Origin of the sequence: Streptomyces sp. NPDC060064 (assembly GCF_042736455.1) — a bacterium.
Lineage (GTDB): Bacteria > Actinomycetota > Actinomycetes > Streptomycetales > Streptomycetaceae > Streptomyces.
Window position 1 is genome coordinate 253776 of the sequence record NZ_JBHWWF010000003.1, and the last position, 25492, is coordinate 279267.

The 25492-nt window shown below is 69.4% G+C and carries 18 protein-coding genes; 11 read left to right on the forward strand and 7 right to left on the reverse strand.

Going from position 1 to position 25492, the window contains the following annotated elements:
• Window positions 1-7 precede the first annotated feature (7 nt).
• The 3 genes from ACFWDI_RS05480 to ACFWDI_RS05490 form a co-directional block, all read right to left on the reverse strand.
• Window positions 8-790 (reverse strand): SDR family NAD(P)-dependent oxidoreductase, encoded by a 783-nt coding sequence (locus ACFWDI_RS05480; RefSeq protein WP_385301468.1) that lies wholly within the window; start codon window positions 788-790, stop codon window positions 8-10.
• A 43-nt stretch (window positions 791-833) separates the two neighbouring features.
• On the reverse strand, window positions 834-1700 hold the full coding sequence (locus ACFWDI_RS05485; protein WP_385301469.1) for a hypothetical protein: 867 nt from the start codon (window positions 1698-1700) through the stop codon (window positions 834-836).
• 186 nt (window positions 1701-1886) lie between these two features.
• A complete protein-coding gene (locus ACFWDI_RS05490; protein ID WP_385301470.1) occupies window positions 1887-3611 on the reverse strand; it encodes a PucR family transcriptional regulator in 1725 nt (574 codons plus the stop codon).
• Window positions 3612-3899: 288 nt separating this feature from the next.
• On the opposite strand from ACFWDI_RS05490, the gene ACFWDI_RS05495 reads away from it, so the two are divergent.
• The 6 genes from ACFWDI_RS05495 (at window position 3900) to ACFWDI_RS05520 (ending at window position 11353) form a co-directional block, all read left to right on the forward strand.
• The gene (locus ACFWDI_RS05495; protein WP_327326792.1) at window positions 3900-4799 is read left to right on the forward strand and encodes a xanthine dehydrogenase family protein subunit M; all 900 of its coding nucleotides are present in this window, start codon (window positions 3900-3902) and stop codon (window positions 4797-4799) included.
• On the forward strand, window positions 4790-5377 hold the full coding sequence (locus ACFWDI_RS05500; RefSeq protein WP_385301471.1) for a (2Fe-2S)-binding protein: 588 nt from the start codon (window positions 4790-4792) through the stop codon (window positions 5375-5377). The genes ACFWDI_RS05495 and ACFWDI_RS05500 overlap by 10 nt, the downstream gene beginning before the upstream one ends.
• 2 nt (window positions 5378-5379) lie before the next feature.
• The gene (locus ACFWDI_RS05505; RefSeq protein ID WP_385301472.1) at window positions 5380-7764 is read left to right on the forward strand and encodes a xanthine dehydrogenase family protein molybdopterin-binding subunit; all 2385 of its coding nucleotides are present in this window, start codon (window positions 5380-5382) and stop codon (window positions 7762-7764) included.
• 249 nt (window positions 7765-8013) lie between these two features.
• Window positions 8014-9495, forward strand: coding sequence for an NCS2 family permease (locus ACFWDI_RS05510; protein WP_385301473.1), 1482 nt, complete (start codon window positions 8014-8016; stop codon window positions 9493-9495).
• A 38-nt stretch (window positions 9496-9533) separates the two neighbouring features.
• Window positions 9534-10685 carry an XdhC family protein gene (locus ACFWDI_RS05515; protein WP_385301474.1) on the forward strand — a complete coding sequence of 384 codons (1152 nt, stop codon included), beginning with the start codon at window positions 9534-9536 and terminating at the stop codon, window positions 10683-10685.
• Window positions 10686-10930: 245 nt separating this feature from the next.
• The gene (locus ACFWDI_RS05520; protein ID WP_385301475.1) at window positions 10931-11353 is read left to right on the forward strand and encodes an RNHCP domain-containing protein; all 423 of its coding nucleotides are present in this window, start codon (window positions 10931-10933) and stop codon (window positions 11351-11353) included.
• Between the two features lie 132 nt (window positions 11354-11485).
• Here ACFWDI_RS05520 and ACFWDI_RS05525 read toward each other — a convergent pair whose 3' ends face one another.
• Window positions 11486-12061, reverse strand: a complete 576-nt coding sequence (locus ACFWDI_RS05525) for a TetR/AcrR family transcriptional regulator (RefSeq protein WP_385301476.1) — start codon at window positions 12059-12061, stop codon at window positions 11486-11488.
• A 213-nt stretch (window positions 12062-12274) separates the two neighbouring features.
• Here ACFWDI_RS05525 and ACFWDI_RS05530 point away from each other — a divergent pair, with 213 nt between their 5' ends.
• Entirely contained in the window at window positions 12275-13036 is a 762-nt protein-coding gene (locus ACFWDI_RS05530) for an SDR family NAD(P)-dependent oxidoreductase (protein WP_385301477.1), read from the forward strand.
• Between the two features lie 191 nt (window positions 13037-13227).
• Window positions 13228-14640, forward strand: coding sequence for an aminotransferase class I/II-fold pyridoxal phosphate-dependent enzyme (locus tag ACFWDI_RS05535; protein ID WP_385301478.1), 1413 nt, complete (start codon window positions 13228-13230; stop codon window positions 14638-14640).
• A gap of 369 nt (window positions 14641-15009) precedes the next feature.
• Here the strand turns inward: ACFWDI_RS05535 and ACFWDI_RS05540 are convergent, their stop codons facing one another.
• Together ACFWDI_RS05540 and ACFWDI_RS05545 are read right to left on the reverse strand one after the other, a co-directional pair.
• Window positions 15010-16125, reverse strand: coding sequence for a barstar family protein (locus tag ACFWDI_RS05540; RefSeq protein ID WP_385301479.1), 1116 nt, complete (start codon window positions 16123-16125; stop codon window positions 15010-15012).
• A gap of 121 nt (window positions 16126-16246) precedes the next feature.
• Window positions 16247-19912: a chemotaxis protein gene (locus tag ACFWDI_RS05545; protein WP_385301480.1), complete on the reverse strand. Its 3666-nt coding sequence runs from the start codon at window positions 19910-19912 to the stop codon at window positions 16247-16249.
• Window positions 19913-19964: 52 nt separating this feature from the next.
• Between ACFWDI_RS05545 and ACFWDI_RS05550 the strand changes: the two genes are divergently transcribed.
• The 3 genes from ACFWDI_RS05550 (at window position 19965) to ACFWDI_RS05560 (ending at window position 24230) form a co-directional block, all read left to right on the forward strand.
• Window positions 19965-20594: a hypothetical protein gene (locus ACFWDI_RS05550; protein WP_385301481.1), complete on the forward strand. Its 630-nt coding sequence runs from the start codon at window positions 19965-19967 to the stop codon at window positions 20592-20594.
• 74 nt (window positions 20595-20668) lie between these two features.
• Window positions 20669-22252 (forward strand): S1 family peptidase, encoded by a 1584-nt coding sequence (locus ACFWDI_RS05555; RefSeq protein ID WP_385301482.1) that lies wholly within the window; start codon window positions 20669-20671, stop codon window positions 22250-22252.
• A 124-nt stretch (window positions 22253-22376) separates the two neighbouring features.
• Window positions 22377-24230: a trypsin-like serine peptidase gene (locus ACFWDI_RS05560; protein ID WP_385301483.1), complete on the forward strand. Its 1854-nt coding sequence runs from the start codon at window positions 22377-22379 to the stop codon at window positions 24228-24230.
• Window positions 24231-24348: 118 nt separating this feature from the next.
• Here ACFWDI_RS05560 and ACFWDI_RS05565 read toward each other — a convergent pair whose 3' ends face one another.
• Window positions 24349-25329, reverse strand: coding sequence for a YhjD/YihY/BrkB family envelope integrity protein (locus tag ACFWDI_RS05565; RefSeq protein WP_385301485.1), 981 nt, complete (start codon window positions 25327-25329; stop codon window positions 24349-24351).
• Window positions 25330-25492 lie beyond the last annotated feature (163 nt).

Genomic DNA, 25492 nt, shown 5'->3' on the forward strand with positions numbered 1-25492 from the left:
GTCCACGCTAGGTGACGGAGAAGCCGCCGTCCACGAACAAGGTCTGGCCCGCCATATAGCGTGCGGCGTCGCTCGCCAGGAAGACCGCCGCGCCCGTCAGATCAGCTGCCTCGCCGTTGCGGCCCGCCATCGTGCGCGCCGCCATCGCCTCCGTACGGACCGGATCGTCGAACACCGCACGGGTCAGTGGCGTACGGACGAAGCCGGGCGCGAGGGCATTGACGCAGACGCCGTGCCGCGACCACGCCTCCGCCTGGGAGCGGGCCAGGGCGGAGACCGCTGCCTTCGACACCCCGTACGCGCCACTGGCGCCGAAGGCCCGAACCGACTGCTGCGAGGCGAGGTGGATGATCCGGCCCCAGCCGCGGCCCGCCATCGACGGGCCGAAGCGCTGCCCGAGCAGGAACGGCGCGTCCAGGTTCACGGACATCGTCGTGTCCCACTGCGCCTCGGTCAGATCGTCCAGCGGTGGACGGTGGTTGACGCCGGCGGCCGTGACCAGGATGTCCGGCTCGCCGACGACACCGACCGCCCGCTCGGCCGCGGCCCGCAGGGCGTCCCGGTCGCCGAGGTCGGCGGCCACCCAGTCGGCCTGGTGGCCCGCCGCGCGGAGTTCCTCGACGGCCGTACGCAGCGGAACCTCGCGCCGCGCCAGCACCACCACCCGCGCGCCCGCCGATGCGAGTGCCTCCGCGATGGCGCGGCCGATGCCGGAACTGCCGCCGGTGATCAGCGCCGTACGGTCTCGCAGGCCGAAGTGGCGGTCGAGGAAGTCATGCTGAGCGCTCATGCGCCCCGATCATGCCGCAGGCCCTACCGTGCCCCGGGCCCGATCATGCCGCAGGCTCGGGCAGCTGGGCCGGTGAGGTCTCGAGCGGCACGGTGGAGGTCGCCGGGGTCAGTTGAGCCGCCAGCCAGACCGGTACGCCGCCCAGCAGGCGGAACAGCCGGCCCGCCTCCGCCCGCAAACGGCTTGCCTCCGCTTCCGGTTCGCACTCGGCCAGCGCTGCCAGCGACGGGGCCGTGCCGATCAGGTAGCCGAGCTCCTCGCGGATCCGCAGCGACTCGGAGAAGCCGTGCCGAGCCTCCGCCAACTCGCCGTCCCGCAGAGCGAGTCCGGCCAGATGATGCCACGTGAAGGAGAGCAGCAGCGTGTCATCCTGCGCGATGGCTCCGGCGTGCGCCCGCTGGTACGCGGCGCGGGCCGCCTGCGGCGAGTCGGCGATGTGCTCGGCGACCAGCCCGCGGCGGAAGTCGAGCAGCGGGCGTCTGGGCGAGGTGGGGGCGAGCAGCGCCGCGGCCCTGCCGAGTGCGGAGCGGGCCTCGTCGGCCCGGTCGCGTACGCCGAGGCGGGTCGACGCGTACGCGAGCCTCCCGCGCTCGCACGCCGCGCCGCCGCGTTCGTCGTCGTCCCGGGCCACGGCCTCCGCCGTACGCAGCGCGTCCTCGGCATCCGCCCAGCCGTCGGCGGTGAACAGACAGCGCTCGACGAGCAGTCCGGCCCGCTCGAGTGCTGCGGCGGGATTCGCTGTGTGGGCTTCGAGCAGGGCTGCCGCATCGGTCCAACAGCCGCGCGAGCGCAGCCGCCATACCGCGGTCTGGAGGGGATCGTCACCTGCAGTGGTTCCGGAACCAGACATGGCGGTATGCGCCACATTGCCCTCCCCGAGCACGCCATTGAGCTGTTGAGTCAGTCGCATCTCAGCATGGATAGGCATGCCTGGCCAAGGGGTCAGGTGAATGAATTCACAATCGCGCGGCGGGTGATGGGGCGCGCGGGTGGTCAGTGGGGCGCCCGTTCACGAACCGGGGCTCCGCCCCGGACCCCCGCGCCTCAATCGCCGGCGAGGCCGGATTTTCCCGCCCCTCCGGGGGCCCGGGGGGCTTCAGCTCATCCTCAGCGCCAGGAAGAAGTCCAGCTTGTCCTCGAGGCGCGACAGGTCACGGCTCGTCAGTTGCTCGATCCTGCCCACCCGGTAGCGCAGTGTGTTCACATGCAGATGCAGCCGCGTCGCGCATCGCGTCCACGACCCGTCGCAGTCCAGGAACGCCTCCAGCGTCGGGATCAGCTCCGCGCGGTGGCGCCGGTCGTAGTCGCGGAGCGGGTCCAGCAGCCTGGCCGTGAACGCGCGGCGCACATCGTCCGGGACGAACGGCAGCAGCAGTACGTGCGAGGCCAGCTCGTGGTGACCCGCCGCGCAGACCCTGCCCGGGCGCGCCGCCGCCACCCGGCGGGCGTGTCGTGCCTCCTCCAGCGCGCCCCGCAGACCCTCTGCCGAGCTCACTGCCGCACTGACGCCCAGGGTGAGCCGGCCGTCGTCGGCGAGACCCGCCGAGAGCGGGTCGCGTACGGACAGCAGCAGCGCGTCGGCGTGCAGCCCGGCCTCGAAGGAGTCGGCGTCGGGGGCGTCCGGGGCGAGGGCCGTCGCGGGCAGCGGGACCAGCGCGATCGCCTCGTCGCCGGTGTGGGCGACCGCGATCCGGTCCGCGGAGTCCGGCCCGGCCGCCGCCGGGTCGACCAGGATCTCCTCCAGCAGCGACTGGGCGACCGGGCCGGCTTCGATGGCCGTAGCCGAAGCAGCGGAAGCACTCGCACCCGCCGTCGTCGTCGCGTCCCCCCAGTCCACCCGCGCCACCACCACCTGCCAGTGCGGCGCCGTCCCGAGCCCCGGCAGCAGCACCGGCGCGGCCACCCGCAGACGTGCCGCGATCTCGGCCGGTGCCGCGCCCGTCTGGACCAGTTCCAGGACCTCCTGGGCGAGCCGTCGGCGTACCGTACGGGCCGCCTCGCGCCGGTCGCGCTCGACGGCGATCAGCTGGGTCACGCCCTGCAGCAGATCCAGCCGCGCGGCCGGCCAGTCGCTCGCGTCCGCCTCGACCGCCAGCAGCCAGTCCGACAGGACCGTCTCGCGGACGTCCCTGGAGGCGGGGGTGGCGCCGCGGCCCGTGTTACGGATCGGGAAGAGGGAGTACGTCAGCCCGCGGACCGTCGCCCGATGCGGCCCCCGGCGGCCGGTGCGGGAGGCCGCCAGGTGCTCACCGGCGAGCGTGGCGCTCACGTCGCCGGGCAGCGGGTCGCCCGCGCCCGCGATCTGGCGACCGGTGGGGGAGAGCACCCAGGCGCGAAGGTCCAGGTCGGAGCCGAGGAGGTCCAGGACCACCTCGGGTCCGCCGCCCGCCGGGCCGGAGGTCATCAGCCGCCTGTGCCTGTCCACGACTGCGGCGAGGTCCCCGGCCCGCTCGCCGGAGACCTGGCGCACCACATGCTCAGTGATCGTCGCGAATGCAACGGATTCATTGACTGCAAAGAGTGGCAGTCGATGGCGCGAACACGCCTCGACGAGATCACCCGGGATGTTTCCCAGCTCCGCCTCGCCGGCCGCCAGACCGGCCACCCCGGCGCCCGCCAGGATCCGGACGAACGGCTCGGAGTCCGCGGCCGTGCGCCGCCAGGCGAGGCCCGTCAGCACCAGTTCGCCGCCCGAGAGATAGCGGCTCGGATCCCGCAGGTCGGTGGTCATCACACCGCGTACGCCGCGGTCCAGTTCGTCCTCGCCGCCGAGCAGCCGCAGCCCCAGCGCGTCGGTTTCCAGCAGTGCGCGCAGCCGCATCTCGTCGCCACCGATCTGTCTCGTTGTTGCCGGTGGCCGTGACCACCGTTTCCAGGGGAAAACAGTGAGGTTACTGAGCCCCGCCTTTCGTTCGAATCTACAAGACGGGACAGGCGACCAGCCAACTCCTTCATGGTTTCGGTGACTGCACCAGGCGCAGCCCGGCTTGTGTACTGGGGCCACAGCGCGTTAACAGCACATGAATAAGCGCAGGAACAGACAGTCGAGGGCCAACCGTCCCGGGCCCGCTGCGACGAACGCCCACGATTGAGAAGAAGAGAGCCACTCATGGACTTCCTTCGCCCCGCCAGCTGGGAGGAGGCGCTCGCCGCCAAGGCCGAGCACCCCACCGCTGTACCCATTGCGGGCGGCACCGATGTGATGGTCGAGATCAACTTCGACCACCGCCGGCCGGAGTACCTCCTGGACCTGAACCGCATCGGCGAGCTGTGCGAGTGGGAGGTCGGCGAGGACACCGTCCGACTGGGCGCCTCCGTTCCGTACACCCAGATCATGGAGAACCTCCGGGCCGAACTGCCCGGACTGGCACTGGCGTCGCACACGGTCGCATCGCCCCAGATCCGCAACCGCGGCGGCGTCGGCGGCAACCTCGGCACCGCGTCCCCGGCCGGCGACGCCCACCCGGCGCTGCTCGCCGCGGGCGCCGAGGTCGAGGTCGAGTCGGTACGCGGCAGCCGCCGCATCCCGATCGACGAGTTCTACACCGGCGTCAAGCGCAACGCGCTGGCGGCGGACGAGCTGATCCGGGCCGTCCACATCGAGAAGGCCGACGGACCGCAGCAGTACTCGAAGGTGGGCACCCGCAACGCGATGGTGATCGCGGTCTGCGCCTTCGGTCTGGCCCTGCACCCTCAGACCCGCACGGTGCGCACCGGCATCGGCTCCGCCGCCCCGACCCCGGTCCGGGCGAAGGCGGCCGAGGAATTCCTGAACGCCGCGCTGGAAGAGGGCGGCTTCTGGGACAGCAGGAAGATCATCACCCCGTCGATCGCCAAGCAGTTCGCGGAGCTCGCCTCCGGCGGCTGCAACCCGATCGACGACGTGCGGGGCACCGCGAGCTACCGCCGTCACGCGGTTGGCATCATGGCCCGCCGGACCCTCGGCTGGACCTGGGAGGCATACCGGGGCAACGCCCACGGCACAAAGGGAGGCGCACAATGCGCGTGAACTTCACGGTCAACGGTCGTCAGCAGGAAGCGGACGACGTGTGGGAGGGCGAGAGCCTTCTCTACGTGCTGCGTGAGCGCATGGGCCTGCCGGGCTCCAAGAACGCGTGCGAGCAGGGCGAGTGCGGCTCCTGCACGGTCCGGCTCGACGGCGTCCCGGTCTGCTCCTGCCTCGTTGCCGCAGGTCAGGTCGAGGGCCGCGAGGTCGTCACCGTGGAGGGCCTGGCGGACTTCGCCCAGCAGCGTGCCGAGCACGGCGGCTGCGCCACGGCCGCCTGCGGCACCCCCCTGGACCAGGCCAAGCAGTGGGAAGCCAAGCCTTCCGACTCGCAGACCGGCGAGGGCTCCGAGCTCTCCCCGATCCAGCAGGCGTTCATCGACGCCGGCGCCGTGCAGTGCGGTTTCTGCACGCCCGGTCTGCTGGTCGCCGCCGACGAGCTGCTCGAGCGCAACGCCGAGCCGTCCGACGCGGACATCCGCGAGGCGCTCTCCGGCAACCTCTGCCGCTGCACCGGTTACGAGAAGATCCTCGACGCGGTCCGCCTCGCGGCCGCCCGCCAGGAAGAGGCGGTCCGATAGCCATGGCCACCATCGGTACTCCCACCAACATCTCCCAGGGCTCCCGGACCAAGGGCGGCATCGGCGAGTCGACGCTGCGTCCCGACGGCACCCTCAAGGTCACCGGTGAGTTCGCGTACTCCTCGGACATGTGGCACGAGGACATGCTCTGGGGCCACACGCTGCGCTCCACCGTCGCGCACGCCGAGATCAAGTCGATCGACGTCTCCGAGGCGCTGGCGACGTCCGGCGTCTACGCCGTACTGACCTACGACGACCTGCCCACCGAGGTGAAGAACTACGGCCTGGAGATCCAGGACACCCCGGTCCTCGCCCACGGCAAGGTCCGCCACCACGGCGAGCCCGTGGCCCTGGTCGCCGCCGACCACCCGGAGACCGCGCGCCGCGCCGCCGCCAAGATCAAGATCGAGTACGTCGAGCTGCCGGTCATCACGGACGAGGCGTCCGCGACCGCTCCCGACGCGATCCTGGTCCACGAGGGCCGCGACGACCACCACATCGGTCATGTCCCGCACCCGAACATCGTGCACCGGCAGCCGATCGTCCGCGGCAACGCCGACGAGGCCGCCGAGCGCGCCGACGTCATCGTCAGGGGCGAGTACACCTTCGGCATGCAGGACCAGGCCTTCCTCGGCCCGGAGTCCGGCCTCGCGGTCCCCTCCGAGGACGGCGGCGTCGAGCTGTACGTCGCCACCCAGTGGCTGCACTCGGACCTCCGTCAGATCGCCCCCGTCCTCGGCCTGCCCGAGGAGAAGATCCGGATGACGCTCTCCGGCGTCGGCGGTGCCTTCGGCGGCCGTGAGGACCTGTCGATGCAGATCCACGCCTGCCTCCTGGCGCTGCGCACCGGCAAGCCGGTCAAGATCGTCTACAACCGGTTCGAGTCCTTCTTCGGGCACGTCCACCGGCACCCGGCGAAGCTCTACTACGAGCACGGCGCCACCAAGGACGGCAAGCTCACGCACATGAAGTGCAGGATCGTCCTGGACGGCGGCGCGTACGCCTCCGCATCCCCGGCGGTCGTCGGCAACGCGTCCTCGCTCAGCGTCGGCCCCTACGTCGTCGACGACGTCGACATCGAGGCGATCGCGCTCTACTCGAACAACCCGCCCTGCGGCGCCATGCGCGGCTTCGGCGCGGTCCAGGCGTGCTTCGCCTACGAGGCCCAGATGGACAAGCTCGCGGCGAAGCTGGGCATCGACCCGGTGGAGTTCCGCCAGCTCAACGCCATGGAGCAGGGCACGATCATGCCGACCGGGCAGCCGGTCGACTCCCCGGCCCCGGTCGCCGAGCTGCTGCGCCGTGTCAAGGCCAGGCCGCTGCCGCCCGAGCAGCAGTGGCTCACGGCCGGTGAGGAGGCGGACGTCCGCGCCCTGCCGGGCGGTCTGTCCAACACCACGCACGGCGAGGGCGTCGTCCGCGGTGTCGGCTACGCGGTCGGCATCAAGAATGTCGGCTTCTCCGAGGGCTTCGACGACTACTCCACCGCGCGGGTGCGTATGGAGGTCGTGGGCGGTGAGCCGGTCGCGACCGTGCACACCGCGATGGCGGAGGTCGGCCAGGGCGGTGTCACCGTCCACGCTCAGATCGCCCGCACCGAGCTCGGTGTCTCGCAGGTGACGATCCACCCGGCCGACACCCAGGTCGGCTCGGCCGGCTCCACCTCCGCCTCCCGTCAGACGTACGTCACGGGCGGCGCGGTCAAGCACACCTGCGAGAACGTCCGCGAGAAGGTCCTGGAGATCGGCCGCCGCAAGTTCGGCTCGTACCACCCCGCGTGGGCCACCGCCGAGCTGCTGCTCGAAGGCGGCAAGGTCGTCACCGACGGCGGCGAAGTCCTCGCCGACCTGGTGGACGTACTCGAGGGTGAGTCGGTCGACCTGGAGCTCGAGTGGCGCCACCGCCCCACCGAGGCCTTCGACCTGCATACGGGTCAGGGCAACGGCCACGTCCAGTACTCGTTCGCCGCGCACCGCGCGGTCGTCGAGGTGGACACCGAGCTCGGCCTGGTCAAGGTCGTCGAGCTCGCGGTCGCCCAGGACGTCGGCAAGGCGCTCAACCCGCTGTCCGTCGTCGGCCAGATCCAGGGTGGCACCACCCAGGGCCTGGGCGTCGCGGTCATGGAGGAAATCATCGTCGACCCGAAGACCGCGAAGGTGCGCAACCCCTCCTTCACGGACTATCTGATCCCCACCATCCTCGACACGCCGACCATCCCCGTCGACGTACTCGAGCTGGCCGATGACCACGCGCCGTACGGACTGCGCGGCATCGGCGAGGCCCCGACCCTTTCGTCGACCCCGGCCGTCCTCGCGGCGATCCGGAACGCGACGGGGCTGGAGCTCAACAGGACACCGGTACGCCCCGAGCACCTCACCGGTACCTGATCCCCGCCTTCTCCGGGCGGTGCGCCGTGCTTCCGAGGAACGTCACACTTCCCGCCCGCCTGTCGCGCCGCCCGGAGAACTCAAGTACCGCACCGCTCGCGGTCCTTGAAACCCAGCACCACCAGCAGCACCCGGCACCATCCAGTTCGCCTCGGGCCGTCCCCCGGGTCGTGCAGCCAGCGCACCATCCCAAATCCCGCGATTTCAGTCCCCATGCGGGTGCCCCTGTGAACCTTGGGAGTAGGCACCATGACCCAGCAGTCCCTTGAGACCAAGACGACGGCGGAGGACGCCGGCGCGGGTACGCGCCAGCCCGCCGGAAGGTCTTGGCTCGACCGGTACTTCCACATAACCCAGCGAGGATCGACCGTCGGTCGGGAGGTGCGTGGCGGCATCACCACCTTCATGGCGATGGCGTACATCATCCTTCTCAACCCGGTGATTCTCTCGGTTCCGGATGCGGCCGGTCACAGGCTCGACGGTGATCAGCTCACCACCGCGACCGTCTTCGCCGCCGCGGCCACCACCATCGTGATGGGCTTCATCGGCAATGTGCCGCTGGCCCTCGCGGCGGGACTCAGCGTCTCCGCCGTCATGGCCTTCCAGGTCGCCCCGGAGATGACCTGGGAAAACGCGATGGGCATGTGCGTCATCTACGGCGCCGTGATCGTCCTGCTCGTCGTCACCGGCCTGCGCGAACTGATCATGAACGCCATCCCCCTGGCACTGAAGCACGCGATCACCATGGGGATCGGCCTCTTCGTCTGCCTCATCGGCCTGGTCCAGGCGGGTTTCGTCACCTCCATGCCCGGAGACGGCGGTATCGCCGGAGCCAAGCCGATCCAGCTCGGCACGAGCGACATGCTCACCGGCTGGCCGGTGCTCTGCTTCGCCGTCACCGTCCTGCTGATCTTCATGCTGCAGGTCCGCAAGGTCCCCGGCGCGATCCTCATCGGCATCGTCGGCGGTACGGTCTTCGCCGCGGTGGTCCACCAGTTCGCGGGCCTCGACAAGAAGGCCTGGGGCGGACTGAACGCACCCGAGATCACCGGCTCCATCGTGAGCACGCCGGACTTCGGTCTCTTCGGCAGTGTCTCTTTCAGCGGCATGGGTGGCGTCGGTGGCATCACCGTCGGCGTCATCGTCTTCACCCTGGTGCTGGCCGGCTTCTTCGACGCCATGGGCACCATCATCGGCATCGGCCAGCAGGCCGACCTCGCCGACGACAAGGGCAAGATGCCGGGCCTCAACAAGGCCCTGGCCATCGATGGTGCGGGCGGCGCGTTCGGCGGCCTCGCCGGCGCCTCCGGCCAGACGGTGTTCGTGGAGTCCACGGCGGGCGTCGGTGACGGTGCGCGCACCGGCTTCGCCAGCGTGATCACCGGCCTCGCGTTCACACTCTGCCTGTTCTTCACTCCACTCGCCCAGGTCATCCCCACCCAGGTGGCCGCCGCCGCGCTCGTCGTCATCGGATCGATGATGATGACAAATGCCAAGCACATCGACTGGAACGACCAGGCCACCGCGATCCCGGTGTTCCTGACCACCGTGCTGATGCCCTTCACGTACTCGATCACCGCGGGCATCGCGGCCGGCGTCATCGCCCACGTCCTGATCAAGGCCGTGCAGGGCAAGGCGCGCGACGTCGGCTGGCTGATGTGGGTGCTGTCCGTCGTCTTCCTGGCCTACTTCGCCCTTCACCCGATCGAGGGCTGGCTGGGAGTCAAGTAACTCCCCGTCGCCCCTACACACACCTTGAGGAGACCGACGTGCTGGACATCGCCGAAGAGCTGAACCGGTGGGTCGAGCAGGGCCGCGAATTCGCTGTCGCCACCGTGGTGGCGGTCGGCGGCAGCGCGCCCCGGCAGCCGGGCGCCGCTCTCGCGGTGGACAGCGAGGGCACGGCGATCGGGTCGGTCTCCGGAGGGTGTGTGGAAGGGGCGGTGTACGAGCTGTGCCGGCAGTCGCTCGAGGACGGTCTCACCGTCCTCGAGCAGTTCGGCTACAGCGACGACGACGCCTTCGCCGTGGGACTGACCTGCGGCGGAATCATCGACATCCTCGTCACGCCGGTACACACGGACTCTCCCGCGAGGGAGGTGTTCGCGGCCGCGCTGTCCGCCGCCGCCGGAGGGGAGGCGGCGGCGGTCGCGCGGATCACCGACGGACCGGCGGAGGTCAGGGGCCGTGCGCTGCTGGTCCGGCCGGACGGTTCGTACGACGGGGTCCTCGGCGGTCACCCCGAGCTGGACCGCACGGCTGCGGCCGAGGCCCGCGCGCTGCTGGACGCCGGCCGCACCGGCACGGTCGTCATCGGCGAGGACGGCAGCCGCTGCGGACAGCCGTTGACGCTCCTGGTCGAATCGAGCGTCCCGGCCCCCCGCATGATCGTCTTCGGCGCGATCGACTTCGCTTCGGCACTGGTCCGGGTCGGCACGTTCCTCGGCTACCACGTCACGGTCTGCGACGCCCGTCCCGTCTTCGCGACGAGGACCCGCTTCCCGGAGGCGGACGAGATCGTCGTCGACTGGCCGCACCGCTATCTGGAGTCGACGGAGGTGGACGGCCGCACCGTCCTCTGCGTCCTCACCCACGACGCCAAGTTCGACGTCCCGCTGCTCGAACTGGCCCTGAGACTTCCCGTCGCCTATATCGGCGCGATGGGTTCCCGGCGTACGCATGAGGACCGCAACAAGCGGTTGCGTGAGGTCGGCGTGACCGAACTCGAACTGGCCCGACTGCGCTCGCCGATCGGCCTGGACCTCGGCGCGCGTACGCCGGAGGAGACGGCGCTGTCGATCGGTGCGGAGATAGTGGCGAACCGGCGCGGCGGCAGCGGAGTCTCCCTGACGGGAGCGCACACCCCGATCCACCATGATGGCCTGCAGGCCTCGGTGGGGCGGATTGGTTCGGTCGCCTGACGCCGTTTGCGGCCTTCCGATGCCCGGCGTGCTGAATAAATTCGGTTGCCGTACGCCCGTGCGGCGGGATCTCATCAGGCGACCGGATGTCGAGGCAGAGGTGGTGCGTGTATGCCCAGGGCCCAGCGGAACCGTTCTCGCGATCGAGGAAGGCCTCCCGCCCTCGCGGTATGAACTCCCTTGATGCGAGACGGCGTTCAGAGCTGACGCCCATCCCGCGCATCACACCAGGAGTCGTGTCCACGATGTCCCGCAGCACCTCACGCAAGACCCCGGGCAATGCCTCACGCAACACCCCGGGCAACACCTCCAGACGCGCCCGCACCGAAGCGCGTGCCCAGTCCTTCCGCTGCCTCCACTGCGGTCTCGACGTATCGATGACCGCAGCCGGTACCGGTCACCGCAATCACTGCCCCAACTGCCTGTGGAGCCGTCATCTCGACGACACCCCCGGCGACCGGGCTGCCGACTGCGGAGCCCGGATGGAACCTCTCGCCATCTCCGTCCGCGGCGACGGCGAGTGGGTGCTCGTCCACCGCTGCACCGGCTGCGGGGTGCTCCACGCCAACCGCACGGCGGGTGACGACAATGCCCTGCCGCTGACCCGGCTCGCGGTGCGCCCGCTGGCCCAGCCGCCGTTCCCGCTGGAGCGGCTCGGCGCTCTCTGAGGAGTGTCCGGATCTCGAACTGCCGTCCGACCAAGGTCGATTGGTTCGAGATCCGGTCTCTCCGCGCCGTGGAAGAGCACGCTTCAGCGCTGTCCTCCTGTGAATTGACAGGGTGTCAGGACAGTCGCCGCGTCAGTGCCGGTCGGTGCTCAGTCCCTCCAGGATGAGGTCGAGGAGACGGTCGGCCTGCTCGCGCTGTTCGGGTTTTCCGGAGGCCAGAGCAATGCCGGTGAGGCCGGCGAACATGTCGGTCGCGCTGATGTCCGACCGGATGGTGCCGGCGCTTACGCCGGCGTTCAGGAGAGAGGCCAGGGCGGACAGCATCATCTCGTGGCTTTGGGCGTAGGGGTTGACGCCCGACTCGACGAGGGCCCGCAGGGCATCGGCCATGCCCAGTTTGGCGGTCGCGTAGTCGATGAAGCGGCCCATCCAGGCGCGCAGCGCCTCACGCGGCTCCATCGTGGCCAGAAGGTCGGGGGCGGCGTCGCACAGCCGGCTCAGCTCGTTGCGGTACGCGGCCTCGATCAGGATCTCCCGGGTCGGAAAGTTCCGGTAGAGGGTCCCGGTGCCTACGCCGGCTTCCTTGGCGATGCGCTCCAGGTGTGCGTCCAGTCCCTGCTCGGCGAAGACGCGCACCGCAGCGGAGAGGATCTTGTCCCGGTTGCGCTGCGCGTCGGCGCGCAGCGGGCGCCCTGTCTCTCTGGTCATCGGCGGTCTCCTGTCGTCCCGGGTTGCTAAGTGGAGGCGCATCCGCTTATAGTCAATGAAGTGGCGGCGCCTCCACTTCCACTGTAGGGCATCTGCTGCCCGCATTCGCTTCCCGGAAGGGGAAGGGCGCTCTCGCCCCATATCTCCCCGCCGCCGCGTTGTACCCACAGCGGAGCTCTGCGCGGGAAACCAAGAACGTCATAGGAGAAGAAAATGAATCTCTCGCTCGAAGGAAAGGTCGCCGTTGTCACCGGCGGCGCGTCGGGGGTCGGCCTGGGTATCGCCCAGGAGTTCGTTGACCAGGGCGCCCGCGTGGTCATCACCGATCTCCAGCAGGCACAGCTGGACGAAGCAGTCGCGGTGATCGGACCGAACTGCTCCGGCATCGTCGCGGATGTCACGAATCTCGCGTCCATGGAGATGATGTACCGGGAGGTCAAGACACGGTACGGACGGCTGGACGCGGTCGTGGCCAACGCCGGCATCGGCGCTCACGCCCCGCTCGGCTCGATCACGGAGGAGCAGTTCGACCGGACCTTCAACGTCAATGCGAAGGGCGTCCTGTTCACCGTCCAGCCGGCACTGCCCCTGCTGCCGTCCGGCGGAACGGTCGTCATCATCGGATCGACGGCTTCCATCCAGCCTCCGCGCGGGATGAGCATGTACGGCGGCGCGAAGGCCGCGGTGCGCGGTTTCATCCGGTCCTGGATCCAGGACATCAAGGGGTCGGGCATCCGGATGAACGTCCTCAGCCCCGGGGCGGTCGACACCGAGTCCCTCAGGCGCGCACTGGGGATGGCGCAGGGAGCCGATCAGGTGGACGCCGCGATCAAGACCATGGGGGAGGGCAACCCGACCGGGCGGATCGCGCATCCCCGCGAGATGGGCAAGGCCGCGGTGTTCCTCTCCAGCGATGCGTCGAGCTTCATCACCGGCGTGGAGCTCTTTGTGGACGGCGGCATGGCCCAGGTGTGAAGCACCGGCGCCTACTACTTCGGCCGACAGCCGGACGTTGTCCACCGCACGACGGGCCCCGAGAAGGCCGGCTGATCAGCCCCGGGGGTGTCCCGCACGCCCCAGCCGTTGAACGCCGTCCCATCCCCTTCCGTATACCTGGGCGGCTCATGTGCTTCCGCATGGGCCGTTCCGGCAGGGGAGGCAGATCTATGGCCGGCAGCAATGTCACCGCACTCTTCCGCGCGTCCACCGCGCACAGCCCTTCGTACTTCACCCTGAACAGGGCAGCCGGCGGTGAGGGCGGCGAGATCACGGACTTCTGCATCCCCTGCAATCCGTACTTTCCCACCCCAGTGATGTTCGATCAGCTCGGTGACCGCCTACGCGAGATCCTGACGTACTACCCGAGCAGTGCGGACACCATCACCGCCGAGCTGTGCCAGGTGCTCGGCCTCAACCCGCAGACCGTCGCCATGGGCAACGGCTCCACCGAACTGATCACCTGGATCGACCATTTGCTGGTCAAGGAGTCGCTGGCGGTCCCCGTCCCCACCTTCGGACGGTGGACCGACCAGCCGATGGAGACCGGCAAGCGTGTCGACATGCTCCTGCTGCCGGAGGCACGCGGTTTCGGCCTCGACCCGGAGTCCTTCGTGCAGTTCATCCGCAGCCGCGGCTCCCGCGCGGCGGTCATCTGCAACCCCAACAACCCCGATGGCGGTTACCTCCCCAAACAGCAGCTCCTCGCCATGCTCGACTCCCTCCAGGACCTGGACCTGGTCGTCGTCGACGAGTCCTTCCTCGAATTCGCGGACGCCGAACCGGAGCCGAGCGTCGCGGCGGAGGCCGTACTGCGGACGAACGTGATCGTGCTGCGCAGCCTGGGCAAGAACTTCGGGCTGCACGGCGTGCGCTTCGGCTACCTCGTGTCGAATCCCAGCCTCGCCGCGAAGGTGCGGGCCGCACTGCCGAAGTGGAACCTCAACTCCTTCGCCGAAACAGTGGTGTTCATGCTGAAGGAGCACCGCCAGGAGTACGCCGAGAGCCTCCAGCAGGCCCGGCGCGACCGGCAGGAGATGACCTGGCGCCTCTCTCAGCTGCCGGGCCTCACCATCTACCCCTCGCAGGGGAACTTCCTCTATGTCCGCCTGCCGGAGGGGGTGGACGGGGCGGTCCTGCGGGACCGGCTGCTCGCCGAACACGGCGTATTGGTGCGCGAGTGCAGTAACAAGGTCGGCAGCTCGAGCCGCTTCCTGCGCCTGGTGGTGCGTCCGCATCAGGACGTGATCCGGCTGATATCGGCGATGGAGCAGGTGTTGTACGGACAGCGCACCCAGGTGGCCGAACCGCCCCCGCAGCCGATGGCACCGATGCTGGCCCAGGCGCCCGCGCCGCAGCAGCAGAGACCGATGAGGCAGACGCCGATGCAGCAGACACCGATGCTCGCTCTGGCCCAGCAGCCGGTCGCCGCCCGGGGCCTGGCCCCGGCGGCCCGGCAGCAGAACTTGCCGCCTGCCGGCGCCATGCCCGCCGCTGTTCCCATGCCCGCCGAGTACGGGGAGACTGCCGCCGGGTACACCTCGGGCACGGCAGCGGTGGACCGCCTGATCGCCCAGGCCTAGGAGCGCTTCGTCAGGTCGGTGGCTGTCTTCTGTTTCTTGGGTTGGCCAGGGGGTCCGCAGGCTGTGCAGTACCTGCATCGGTTCGTACAGCAAGCGCGTGCCACCGCTGAGCGGCAGGGGCAGGCGCTGTACGGTCCGGAAATGCTGCGTCCGATCAAATGAATGCTCACCCGCCGGCAGCGGATTACCCGCGCGCCGCCCGGTCGCCTTCGGCGCGGAACTTGTCCAGCGGCCTGCCCGCGCAGCTGGACGACTCGGCCGCAACACCGGCAGCGGTCGCAGCCCGCGCCCCTACGCCCTGCCGCCCGGTTTTCGTATCGAAAACCGGGCGGCAGGTACGCGTTCGGGCGCGTACCAGTTCGCCGAATCTCACTCAAGGACGACAGCGACGCCATAGCGCTCAAGGAGTTCCACGATCTCCTCGAAGTACGAGATCTGTCGCCCCGGGTTGTCCATGACGTCAGCCAGGGCCCGACGGGCGGTCTCAGCGTTGCGCCACACCAGGGTGAACGGCGTCGACACTCCGAACCCGCCGGAGAGACAGTCGCTGAAGCCCTGCCAGTCCCGGCCGAAGTATCCACCGGGCCCGAAGATCGCCTCGCCCATGGCACAGTGCAGACCGGGCTTGTCCGTGACGAATCTGCCGTCGAGGTGGTAGGTGCCACCTGACTGGTCGTCCCCGCTGGTGCGCCTGTTGTTGAACGCCATCCCGAGCCACGCGGCTCTGTTCTCCGACCCGAAGGGAGCCCACTGGTTGGGCGTCGTAGGGACCCCCTGGTACCAAACATCCCAGACCGGGCGGTCGTGCAGCGGCATCGGCTCGTAGAGGCCCTCATTGAAGTCAAGGTCGATGAGATCGTGACCGAGGGATGATGCACGCGTGACAGCGCCCGGCGCGAGAGGAAGCTTAGCCATCGGACGGCCCGTGCGATCCAGTGCCCAGAGCTCCAACCGCCCCGGCTTGCCGGGCTCGCCCAGTGCTGTGAACAGCCGGTCCGTCGATTCGCAGCCGGTGACGGTCACGGGGACGGACATAGGCCCGGACCTCTCGGCAGAAAGGCCATCGACTTCGCGACAGGAACCGATGAGGGAGTCGTCACCTCTGAACAGCATGTAATGAGCGGACGCGGATGGAACGACGCGACCCGATTCCGGCTCCTCCACCCCGGCCTCGAGGACGATATCGATGAGAGAAGGTTCGTGTTCGCTGGGGTGGACGGCCACGACGACGGCGTCCGTCAGACCCCACCATTCCAGCGGACGCTCGTCGTTCCAGACCTCGAGGCACAGGTCACCGAGCCGCGCTCCCTCACCGCCAGGAGAACCGACCGCAGCAACAAGCGGGCCGAGCGGTGTGCACGCTCGGAAGGTCAGGCGTTCCCGCTGAGGCGGCACAGGGTCCGCGAACAATCCCTCTGCATCAGCACACCGCCCCCACAGGTACTCGTCCCCCCTGCCGTCCTCGGCCATCAGGACGTACTTCAACGGAAAGCTGCGACCCCAGGCCCAGCGCCCCTCTACGACGTGCATTCCACCCCTGAATTCCCGATCGGCCGGTGGGGCCGCAGTCCCACCGGCCGGATGCGCACTTCTCGGTCCTCGAGAACTACCCCTTGGGCCTGTACTCAGTGACCTTGGTGTAGTTGTGGTTGTCGACCCAGCCGATGTCCCCGTACTTATTCACGAGGATCCTGTACCGGTTCGGGTCGTCGGCTCCGTGAACATCATAGATGTCTGCGTCGCCCCATTTCCTCCATACCCTTTCCGAGGTATTCTTCCGCCGCTCGTATTTGTCCGGACTTCCGTCGCGCTTGGGCCGGTTGGCGCGCCCGTTCTCCACGATGTCCTTGACGTTGTCATGGATGACATTCGGGGTCTCCTGGGGCTGGGAGCCACCGCTCCCCCTCCTGCCCTGGGCCTCGCGCAATGCTGTTCCGAGGCCGTCGCTGAAGCGGTCGATGCCGTCAGTTGCGGTGTAGGCGCCGCCGACGATAAGTCCGGCGCTCATCACGATGGCTGGGGCGCCTGCGAGGCAGCCGATTCCGGTGAGGCAGACGGCACCGCCGGCGAGGCCCTCTCCGGCCCCGCCTCCCATCATCACGACGCCAAGGGCGGATTCAGCCGCCCCTGCCCAGACATCGGGGTTGGTGAAGATCGCTTCGCCGTACACAAGGGCCGTGTCGCCCGCTTCACTCAGCCAGTCGGGTACCCAGCTGTCGTCCTCCTCTTCGGCTTCCGCGTACTTCTTCTTCCAGGCTTCCTGCAGCTTGCGCCATTTCTCATCCTCCTCCCGCTGCTTGACGACGGCTGTCGCGAAGGCGTCCCTCGCCGCCTTGTCGGCGGCTGCCGCGTCCTTCCCGGCAGTCGTGGCGGAGGTGCGTGCCTGGTGAGCTGCGGTCCAGGCTTCGTCCGCCGAGTCTTGTGCCTCATCGGCCGAACGCTGCGCACGGGCAGCGGAGCCGAGGGCTTCCGTTGAGGCCCGGATGGCGTCGGTCTGTGCTTTGCGGGCGGCTTTGGCTGACTCGCGGGCCTGGGTGGCGGAGGTTTCGGCTTCTGTCGCCGATTTGCTCGCTTCGGCCTCGTATTTCTTGGCGTCCGCGGCGGACTGGCCGGCCTTGTCGGCCCAGGTTTTGGCTTCTCCTGCCTTCTTGTTGGCGAGGGCGGCAGCCCGATTGGCCTCGGCGGCGTTCTGCTGGGCGCGGGCGGCGATGACGGCGGCCCCGGAGATCAGTCGCTGGATGTCGGCGATGTGTGTGGCGGCCAGGGCGTCCTTCCGCTTGGCCCGGTACTGGCCGACTTCGATGAACTGGTGCAGTAGCTGCGGGGGCCCTTCGATGGCGACGCGTGCGGCGGCCTTGAGTTCCGGGCCGCCGGTGCTGATGAGCTGGGAGGCACGCAGATGTTCGTCGTTGGTGCGGGCGGTGTACTGGCCGGTGGTGAGGAAGGCGCGCATCGCGTCCGTGCCGCCGTCGAGGGCGGCTACGGCGGCTTCCTTGGTTGCGGGTCCACCGGCGCTGACGACCTGGGAGATGCGCAGCCGGTAGTCGTTGGAGGCCGCCTCGTGCTGACCGGTGGTCAGGAACGTGTGGATCTGCTGGGCGTCGCCGCTCAGTGCCTTCTCCGCCGCCTGGCGCACGGCCGGGGAGTCGGCGTCGTCCGCGAGCCGCTCGGCCCGGGCCCGTTCGTCCTGCTCGGCTGCTTCCTTCCAGCCGCTGCGTACGTACTCGACGACATCCGTGTCGGAGCCGGCCAGGGCCACCGAGGCGGCGGAGCTGCTCCACGGTCCGCGGGTCTTCATCACGGCGAGGGCGGCCGTTCGCCCCTTGCCGGCGATCTGTGCGGTATCGGACCCCGGCTGACCGGCCTGTGTGCCCAACTGCGCCATGTCGGTGTCGAGAGCGGCGGCCGCCTTGGCAGCCTTCTCGGCCCCGGCCCGCTTGAGGTCGTCGGCGGCTTTGAGTTCCTTGGCCGCCTCCGTCGCGGCCGCAGTACGTGCGGTCAGCTCCTCGGCTTCACTGCGGCGGGTCAGGTCGAAGGTGGCGCGGGCCTTGCTGACGGCGTCGGTGGCAGCGTCCGCGGCCTTCTTCGCATTGGCGGCGTGGATGGCGGATTCCTTCGCGGCCTGGGCCGACTTGCCGGCCTGCTTGGCCGCTTCCTCCGCTGCCTTCGCCGCTCGCTCGGCGTGGTCCGCCGCATCGTTGGCGGCATCCCGCGCCGCGTAGGCGGCGGTTGCCGACTCCTTGGCGAGCGCTTGCGACACACCGGCCGCGCGGGTGGCCTCGGCTGCTTGCCGACGCGCGGTGGCGGCGGCGGCATCAGCCTCGGCGGAGTGGGCTCCGGCGGCGGAAGCCAGGCCGCTGGCCCGGCCGGCCTCGGCGGCGGCGGCGCCGGCGTTCCTGCCCGCACTGCCGGCCGACTCGGCCGCAACACCGGCGGCGGTGGCAGCCGCACCGGCGGCGGTGGCGGCAGCAGCGGCCTGACGGGCCTCCTTCGCCACCGCGCGGGCCTCCTCCGCGACCTTGCGCGCTGCGGACGCCTGGCCGGCGTCGGTAGCGGCCGCTGAGGCGGCACTCTGTGCCCGGGCCGCGGCATCGGCCGCGCCCGCCGCGGCGGCTGCGGCCTGGGAGGCGGCGGTGGCAGCGATGCGGGCGGAGGCGTTGGCGGCACGTGCCGCGTCGATGGCCTGCTGGGCGGCAGCGGCGGCGCCCCGGGCTGCCCGGGCCGCCTGAGCGGCCGCGTTCGCGGCGCGCTTGGAGTCCTTGCGGGCGTCCTCGGTTTCCTTCGCCGCCTCTTCGGCGGCCTTCTTGGCCAGTTCGGATGCCTTTACCGCGCGTGCGGAGGCCTCCTTGGCGGCATCGGTCTGGCGCTTGGCCTGTGTGCCTGCTGCCTTGGCCCGCTCGGCCAGCTGAGCGACGGTCGCGCGTTCCTGGTCCCGGGCCTGGGCGATGTACTGCCCGACCTCGAGGAACTCCCGGACATCGTCGATCGTGCCGTTGACCGCGGCGATGGCTGCGGCTTTGGTGGCCGGGCCTCCGGTGCTGACGATCCGGGACAGCGCGACCCGGTCATCGGCCTCACGCGCCGGATACTGTCCCCGTTCGAGGAACTCCTGCACCTTTTCCGGGCCGCCGTCCAGGGCGGCCACGCCGGCTTCCTTGACGCTGCTGCCGCCTTCGCTGATGACCTGCGAAACCCGGAGCTGCCGGTCCTTCTCCAGCGGTGCTTTCCAGCCGTCCTTCAGAAAAGCGTTCAGGACATCCGGATCGTTGCTTTCCAGTGCCTTCAGCGCCGCCTCACGCACACTCGGACCACTGACCGAGTACAGCTGCGAGAACAACAGCTGATCGTCATGACGCTCGGCGACAGCCTTTTCCTTGGTCAGGAAAAGCTGCACATCCGCGTCCGATCCCTGCAGCGCGAGTTCGGCCGCGGCTTTGACAGCCGGTCCCCCCTGCTGCCATATCTGCACCACCCGACCGCGCTCGCTCAGCGGAACCGGGCCATTGGCCCCGGAGTCTTCCGCTTGCGCAGGACCCGCCCCGAGCACCCCCGCGGTCAGTGTGAGCGACAGGGCGCCGAGGCATACCAGCCGTATGCCACGGGCCCACCTTCCCCCAGCTCTATTCACGTATTTTTGTTCCCTGTTCAAGAAAACCCGCCTGGTCATGGCGGGTTCGCCGCATATCGGCCGACCGAGCATAGCCTTGTAGCCCCGCTCTCCCGAACGCAAAAAAATGGAACAAGAGATTCCGCGCGACGTCGCCGAGAGCATTCACGTTTCGCCGGCAGCGGCAATGTTGTCGATTCGTTATGGAGAGTAATGAGTGAAGGTTTCGGATGGATGGGTGATAAGTTCCGTGAAGGCCCTGGGGGAATGGGTCTTCTTTGCGGCTGCCCTTACGCGCCGCACCTTTCGGAAGGAAGTTCTGGTGAAATTTCGCGCGCGTGGAATGCTGCTTGCCGGTGTTGTGGGCACCGTCACAGCGTTCGGAGGCGCTTGTACTCTCGCCGTCGCATCCGCCGCCCCTCAGACCAGGGCGACGACCACTGCCGCGGCGAGTGCCGGCGAAGCCGTACCCTCGTATGCCATCGAGGACTTCGCCTATCCGGATGCAGACAGGATCCTCGCTGACAGGGGCATCGTCCTGCGGAAGGGCGATGGCCACATCATGCTGACGGAGTGCAGCGCTCCGCACCAGATCCAGGTCTGGACGCTGCAGAACGCGGAAGGCAAGTACTGCTTCCGCGTCACCGGGAAGACCGGAAACCTCACCCTGGAAGTCAACAAGGTTCACGCAATCCAGACCGAGGAGCGTGCTGTGCGCGCCAGTCTGACGATGGACGGGAAGACCACGACCGTCGAGGTCCCGAAGGACGACTACAAGCCCGTCGGCCAAGGGGAAGGCAATAACCCCGCTCCGGCCGTGCTCGTCGAACTCAAGGTGACCGGCTGACCTGGCACACTGCGCGGCCTGCGGCTGCGCCGTGCCCCCGGGTACCCACCGCACCTGATCTGCAAGGAATGAACATGTCTGGCATACGCCAACGAGCCACGGCTGTCTCCGTATTCTCCGCGCTCGCCGTCACCACCGGTGTGCTGACCGGCGCTCCCGCCCACGCCCTTGTAGGGGACAGCCCCCAGGACGGCCAGTACGCCTTCACCGCGAAACTCGACATAGGCAACGGACAGCGCAGCTGCACCGGCACGCTGGTCGACCAGCAGTGGCTGATCACCGCGGCCAGCTGCTTCGCCGACAACCCGGCGCAGGGCATCAAGGTGGCCGCCGGGGTGCCCAAGTTGAAGACCACCGCCACCATCGGCCGCGCCGACCTCACGACCACCGGTGGAAGCGTTGTCGACGTCGTCGAACTCGTCCCGCGCGACGACCGGGACCTCGTCATGGCGAGGCTCGCCACACCTGTCACCGGTGTAGCCCCCGTCCAGATCGGTTCGGCCGCCCCGCAGCAGGGTGAGGAACTGAAGGCCGTCGGTTTCGGCCGCACCAAGAACGAGTGGGTGCCCAACCGGTCCCACGCTGGGGCCTTTGCGGTGCAGGCAGCGGGGGAGACGTCGGTCGCCCTGGATCCCACGTCCGCCGGCGCGGCCATCTGCAAGGGCGACACCGGCGGCCCGGCACTGCGCGAGGCCGACGGCAAAGTCGAACTGGCCGCCCTCAACAGCGTCTCCTGGCAAGGAGGATGCCTCGGGGCCGGGGCAGAGACCCGCAAGGGCGCCGTCAGCTCCCGCGTCGACGACATCGCCGACTGGATCCGGCAGACCGCCCTGCGCACTCTGCTGTCCCGCGCCGACTGGAAGAAGGCCGACCTCCTGGCCGCCGGGTACTTCACGGGCGGTTCCGCCAATGGCAAGCGGCACATGGACCTGGTCGTGCGCTGGGTGGATGGTTCGGTGACGCTGTTCCAGGGTGCTGAGGCCAATGACGCCAGGGTTCCGTTCTCGGCGCAGTACGAGTTGGCGAAGGCCGGCAGTGTGTGGAAGCACGCCAGGGCGATCTCCGGTGGCAGTTTCACCGCCGGTGGCAGCGATGGTCTGGTGGTGCGCTGGGTCGACGGCGAGGTGACCCAGTACACGCATGTGGATCAGCAGGGCTTCCACGAGGAGAAGACGCTGGCGAAGACGGCGGCGTGGCAGAACGCCAAGCTCGTGACCACCGGCCGCTTCAACGGCGGCACTCTGCGGGACGATCTGCTTGTGGTGTGGAACAACGGGACCGTCTCCCTCTATCCCGACCTCAACACCAACGCTGTCCGCAAGGAGGTCCAGCTCGCCAAGGCGGACAAGACCTGGACGTATGCGGACCAGATCAGTGCGGGCGAGTTCACCGGCGGCAAGACCAGTGATCTGCTGGTCCGCTGGAAGGACGGCGAGACCACCATCTACCCGGGCGTCGACACCAAGGGCTTCCACGGCGAGACCAAGATCCGCCCCGCCAAATCCCCCTGGATCAACGCCACCGTACTGACCATTGGGGCCTTCACCGCCAACAAGGTGCCCAACGACGTCCTCGTCCGCTGGAACGACGGAAGACTCACCCTGCACCCCGGTGTGGACGCCGCCGGGCTGCACAGCGAGGTGCAGCTCGTCGGCTGACCCCGCCCGCCGTTGCCTCCAGTCACCGCTCTCTTCCGCAGCCGTCGCACCCGGACCCTTCGCGCCTGTTTCCGCCCCCGCGGTGCCATCGCCCGCACCTCTCCCACCTGATGGAGTTCCCCCCTTGCGCATACCTTCCCTGCCCCGCATCACCGTCTCCCTGGCGTGCTGCGCCCTGGCCACCGTCGCCACAAGCCCCGCCTCCATGGCGGCCGACCGGCCGTCACCCGCACCCACGAGTCCATCGCCCGGTGCTTCACCCGCGGCAGCGGACCGGGCGGGCACGCCGGCGCGGCCGGACGACGACAGCTGGTCGGTAGCCGAGGCGCTGCAGTTCTGGACACCGGAGCGCATCGCATCCGCCACCGATCCTTCCGGCCGCCCCGGCGCCGGCCTGCCGGGGCGGGGTACGTCACCACGCGCCCGAGCGGATGTGGGGCAGCAGTTTGCGGGCATCCCCTCCGTCGGCATCCTCTTCACCGTCGGCGCCGACATGCGGACGCACTACTGCTCGGCCAGCACGGTGCAGAGCAAGGGACGCAACCTCATCCTGACGGCAGGTCACTGCCTCAATACCAAGGCCGTCTTCGTGCCGAAGTACGACCCGGTCAAGAGCCTCGCGCAGCAGCCTTACGGCATCTGGCCGGTTGACGAATGGTTCGCCGACAAGCGATACGTGAAGAACAGCAGAGGCCCGGAGTCCGACCTGGACTACGCGTTCGCCCGGGTCAAGCCCAACGGCACCAGGAACCTGCAGGACGCCGTCGGCGGCAACACGCCGGCCCGTCCCACCACATCGGAGAACGCCGTCACCGCCATCGGCTATCCCAATGTCGGCCGAAATCCGCAGGACCGGCCCGTCCAGTGCACCAGCCGCACCCAGGCACTCCCGGACTTCCACCAGATGCGCATCGACTGCGCAGGCATGTGGGACGGCGTCTCCGGCGGGCCGTTCTTCTCCACCCTCGACCGTGCCAAGGGCACAGGCGAGATCATCGGCAACGTGGGCGGCTGGAACGGCGGCGGACCGGGCGTACCGGCCACCCACCCGGCGTACAACCGCATCACCTACAGCCCGGTGTACGGCGATCGTTTCCTCCAGCTGTACGACGATGCCGACAACGGCCGTCACAGCGACTTCGGCCCCTACGTCCAGCCGGCCCTGCCCTTCGCGATGGGCGGCTGGGAGCAGTGGCAGAACGCCAGGCTGCTGGCCACCGGGGACTTCACGGGCAACGGGAGCGGCGACCTGCTCGTCGTGTGGGCCGACGGGTCGGTCGTTCTCTACCAGGGCAGCGGTGCCGGCGACCCGAAGCGCCCGTTCTCCGCCGCCCACCGGCTCGCCGCTCCCGGAAGCATCTGGAAGAACGCGCGGGCCATCAGCGGCGGCAGGTTCACCGGCAGTGGCACGGACGGGCTCGTGGTGCGCTGGAGCGACGGTGAGCTGAGCGAGTACCGACACGTCGACAAGACGGGCTTCCACGACGAGAAGACTCTGGCCAAACACAAGAACTGGCAGAACGCCAGGCTCATCGCCGTCGGCCGGCACACCCCGGGTGCGCTGCGGGACGACCTGGCCGTCGTCTGGGCCAACGGCTCCGTCGGGATGTACGCCGACGTCGACAGCAAAGCGGTGAGCAAGGGCACCTTCCTGGTGAAGCCGGACAAGACGTGGCCGCTCGCCGCACAGATCACCGCCGGGGAGTTCACCGGCAGGAACACCGGCGACCTGCTTGTGCGCTGGGTGGACGGTGAAACCACCATCCACCCGGGCGTCGACACCGCCGGCATGCACGGCGAGATCACGATCCGACCCCCGAAGTCCCCGTGGACCCGCGCCGCCGTCGTCACTGCCGGGGCCTTCGGCTCAGACACCCGCCGCAACGACGTCCTGGTCCGCTGGACCGACGGCACCGTCACCGTGCACGCGGACGTCGACAAGGCAGGTCTGCACACGGAGGCTCGGATCGTGCAGTGAACGCCCTGCACCCGCCGGGCTGTCCATTCAATGGGGGCCCGGGCTGCGCGGGCGAAGCCGTCGCAGCCCGGGCCCGCACGACCGGCCCGAGGGTTGCCCCGGGAGCAGAAGCCATGGGTCAAGTGCCTCCGGCCTTCTGCCAGGTGGGAGGTGGACTGCCCAGGTGACGGGCCAGGAACGGTTCCTGGGCCGCGACGGCTCCCGCGCAGATGCCGATGGCGATCGCCACGCAGACCACGATCAGCCACGAGAGCAGGACGAAGACCGAGCCGACCGACCCGTACTCGGAAAGGGCGCGATTGAGCGCCCGGGGCATGTAGAAACGCGCTCCGACCGACAGAAGGGTCACGGCGATCGCAGTGATGACGGCTCCGGGCAGCAGGGGCGGCCAGCGGATCAGGCCGCCCAGCAACAGGTGCTGGGTCCACCACCAGAGCGCGGTCTGGGTCAGCACCGTGATCGGGATGCCCAGCCACAGCCCGGCGCCGAAGCCGTCGCGCAGCGGTGCCTGCACGATCAGAACCGCCAGCCAGATCCCGATCCATGCCAGCCACCGCCAGGCGGCGATCCCGGTTCCCGCCCGGGGGATCTCCCAGGCCCGCTTGCACAGCCGCTGCATCGCCCGGCTGACGGCCGTGGCGGCGAGCAGCAGCATGAGCGCGCCCACTACACCGGTGGCCTCGCGCAGACTGTCGTTTCCGGACCGATACACCTGCTCCAGTTCGTCGTTCGCGGCGCCGCCGAGCCCGAAGACCGCGCGCACGGAGCTGATCAGCTGATTGCGCACCGCCTCCGGGGCGAAGGACCCGACGACGAAGAGCAGCGGGATCGCGGTCAGAAAGCACTGCGCCGCCAGCCGGGTGGCGGAGTCGAAGATGTTCACCGACACCATCCGTGCGGCGAGATGCGAGATGACCGGGAAGCGGGCCTCGGCCCGCGTGTGCAGCCACTTCGCGGTGGCGACCAGCTTCCGGGACCGGACCTGCCACCAGGACGGCCGGAAGACGGAGCCAGGTCGGCGGTCCGCCGCGCCCTCTTCCCCGGCGTGTGTCCCCTTGCTCGGCCGCCCCCGGAGGTCCTCGGGCTCACTGGGAGGCATCAGCCGGCGGGTACGGCACCCGGGCTCTGCGAACGGCCCCCTGCCTTCCACGGCACCCGTACGGAATGCGTCATGGCGCTGCTCCTTCCCTGCGTCCAGGGTGGGGGACGGAGTGTGCGGCGGCATCTCCGGCAAGCCGGCAGCGCGGTGACCAAAAGGTGTC

What these genes read in the sequence shown, in the direction of transcription:
- ACFWDI_RS05510 (WP_385301473.1), top strand. Translation starts at nt 8,014, where the DNA reads ATGACCCAGCAGTCCCTTGAGACCAAGACGACGGCGGAGGACGCCGGC.
- ACFWDI_RS05500 (WP_385301471.1), top strand. Translation starts at nt 4,790, where the DNA reads ATGCGCGTGAACTTCACGGTCAACGGTCGTCAGCAGGAAGCGGACGAC.
- ACFWDI_RS05525 (WP_385301476.1), bottom strand. Translation starts at nt 12,061, where the DNA reads ATGACCAGAGAGACAGGGCGCCCGCTGCGCGCCGACGCGCAGCGCAAC.
- ACFWDI_RS05555 (WP_385301482.1), top strand. Translation starts at nt 20,669, where the DNA reads ATGTCTGGCATACGCCAACGAGCCACGGCTGTCTCCGTATTCTCCGCG.
- ACFWDI_RS05490 (WP_385301470.1), bottom strand. Translation starts at nt 3,611, where the DNA reads ATGCGGCTGCGCGCACTGCTGGAAACCGACGCGCTGGGGCTGCGGCTG.
- ACFWDI_RS05505 (WP_385301472.1), top strand. Translation starts at nt 5,380, where the DNA reads ATGGCCACCATCGGTACTCCCACCAACATCTCCCAGGGCTCCCGGACC.
- ACFWDI_RS05485 (WP_385301469.1), bottom strand. Translation starts at nt 1,700, where the DNA reads ATGCGACTGACTCAACAGCTCAATGGCGTGCTCGGGGAGGGCAATGTG.
- ACFWDI_RS05520 (WP_385301475.1), top strand. Translation starts at nt 10,931, where the DNA reads ATGTCCCGCAGCACCTCACGCAAGACCCCGGGCAATGCCTCACGCAAC.
- ACFWDI_RS05480 (WP_385301468.1), bottom strand. Translation starts at nt 790, where the DNA reads ATGAGCGCTCAGCATGACTTCCTCGACCGCCACTTCGGCCTGCGAGAC.
- ACFWDI_RS05530 (WP_385301477.1), top strand. Translation starts at nt 12,275, where the DNA reads ATGAATCTCTCGCTCGAAGGAAAGGTCGCCGTTGTCACCGGCGGCGCG.
- ACFWDI_RS05565 (WP_385301485.1), bottom strand. Translation starts at nt 25,329, where the DNA reads ATGCCTCCCAGTGAGCCCGAGGACCTCCGGGGGCGGCCGAGCAAGGGG.
- ACFWDI_RS05545 (WP_385301480.1), bottom strand. Translation starts at nt 19,912, where the DNA reads ATGCTCTCGGCGACGTCGCGCGGAATCTCTTGTTCCATTTTTTTGCGT.
- ACFWDI_RS05535 (WP_385301478.1), top strand. Translation starts at nt 13,228, where the DNA reads ATGGCCGGCAGCAATGTCACCGCACTCTTCCGCGCGTCCACCGCGCAC.
- ACFWDI_RS05495 (WP_327326792.1), top strand. Translation starts at nt 3,900, where the DNA reads ATGGACTTCCTTCGCCCCGCCAGCTGGGAGGAGGCGCTCGCCGCCAAG.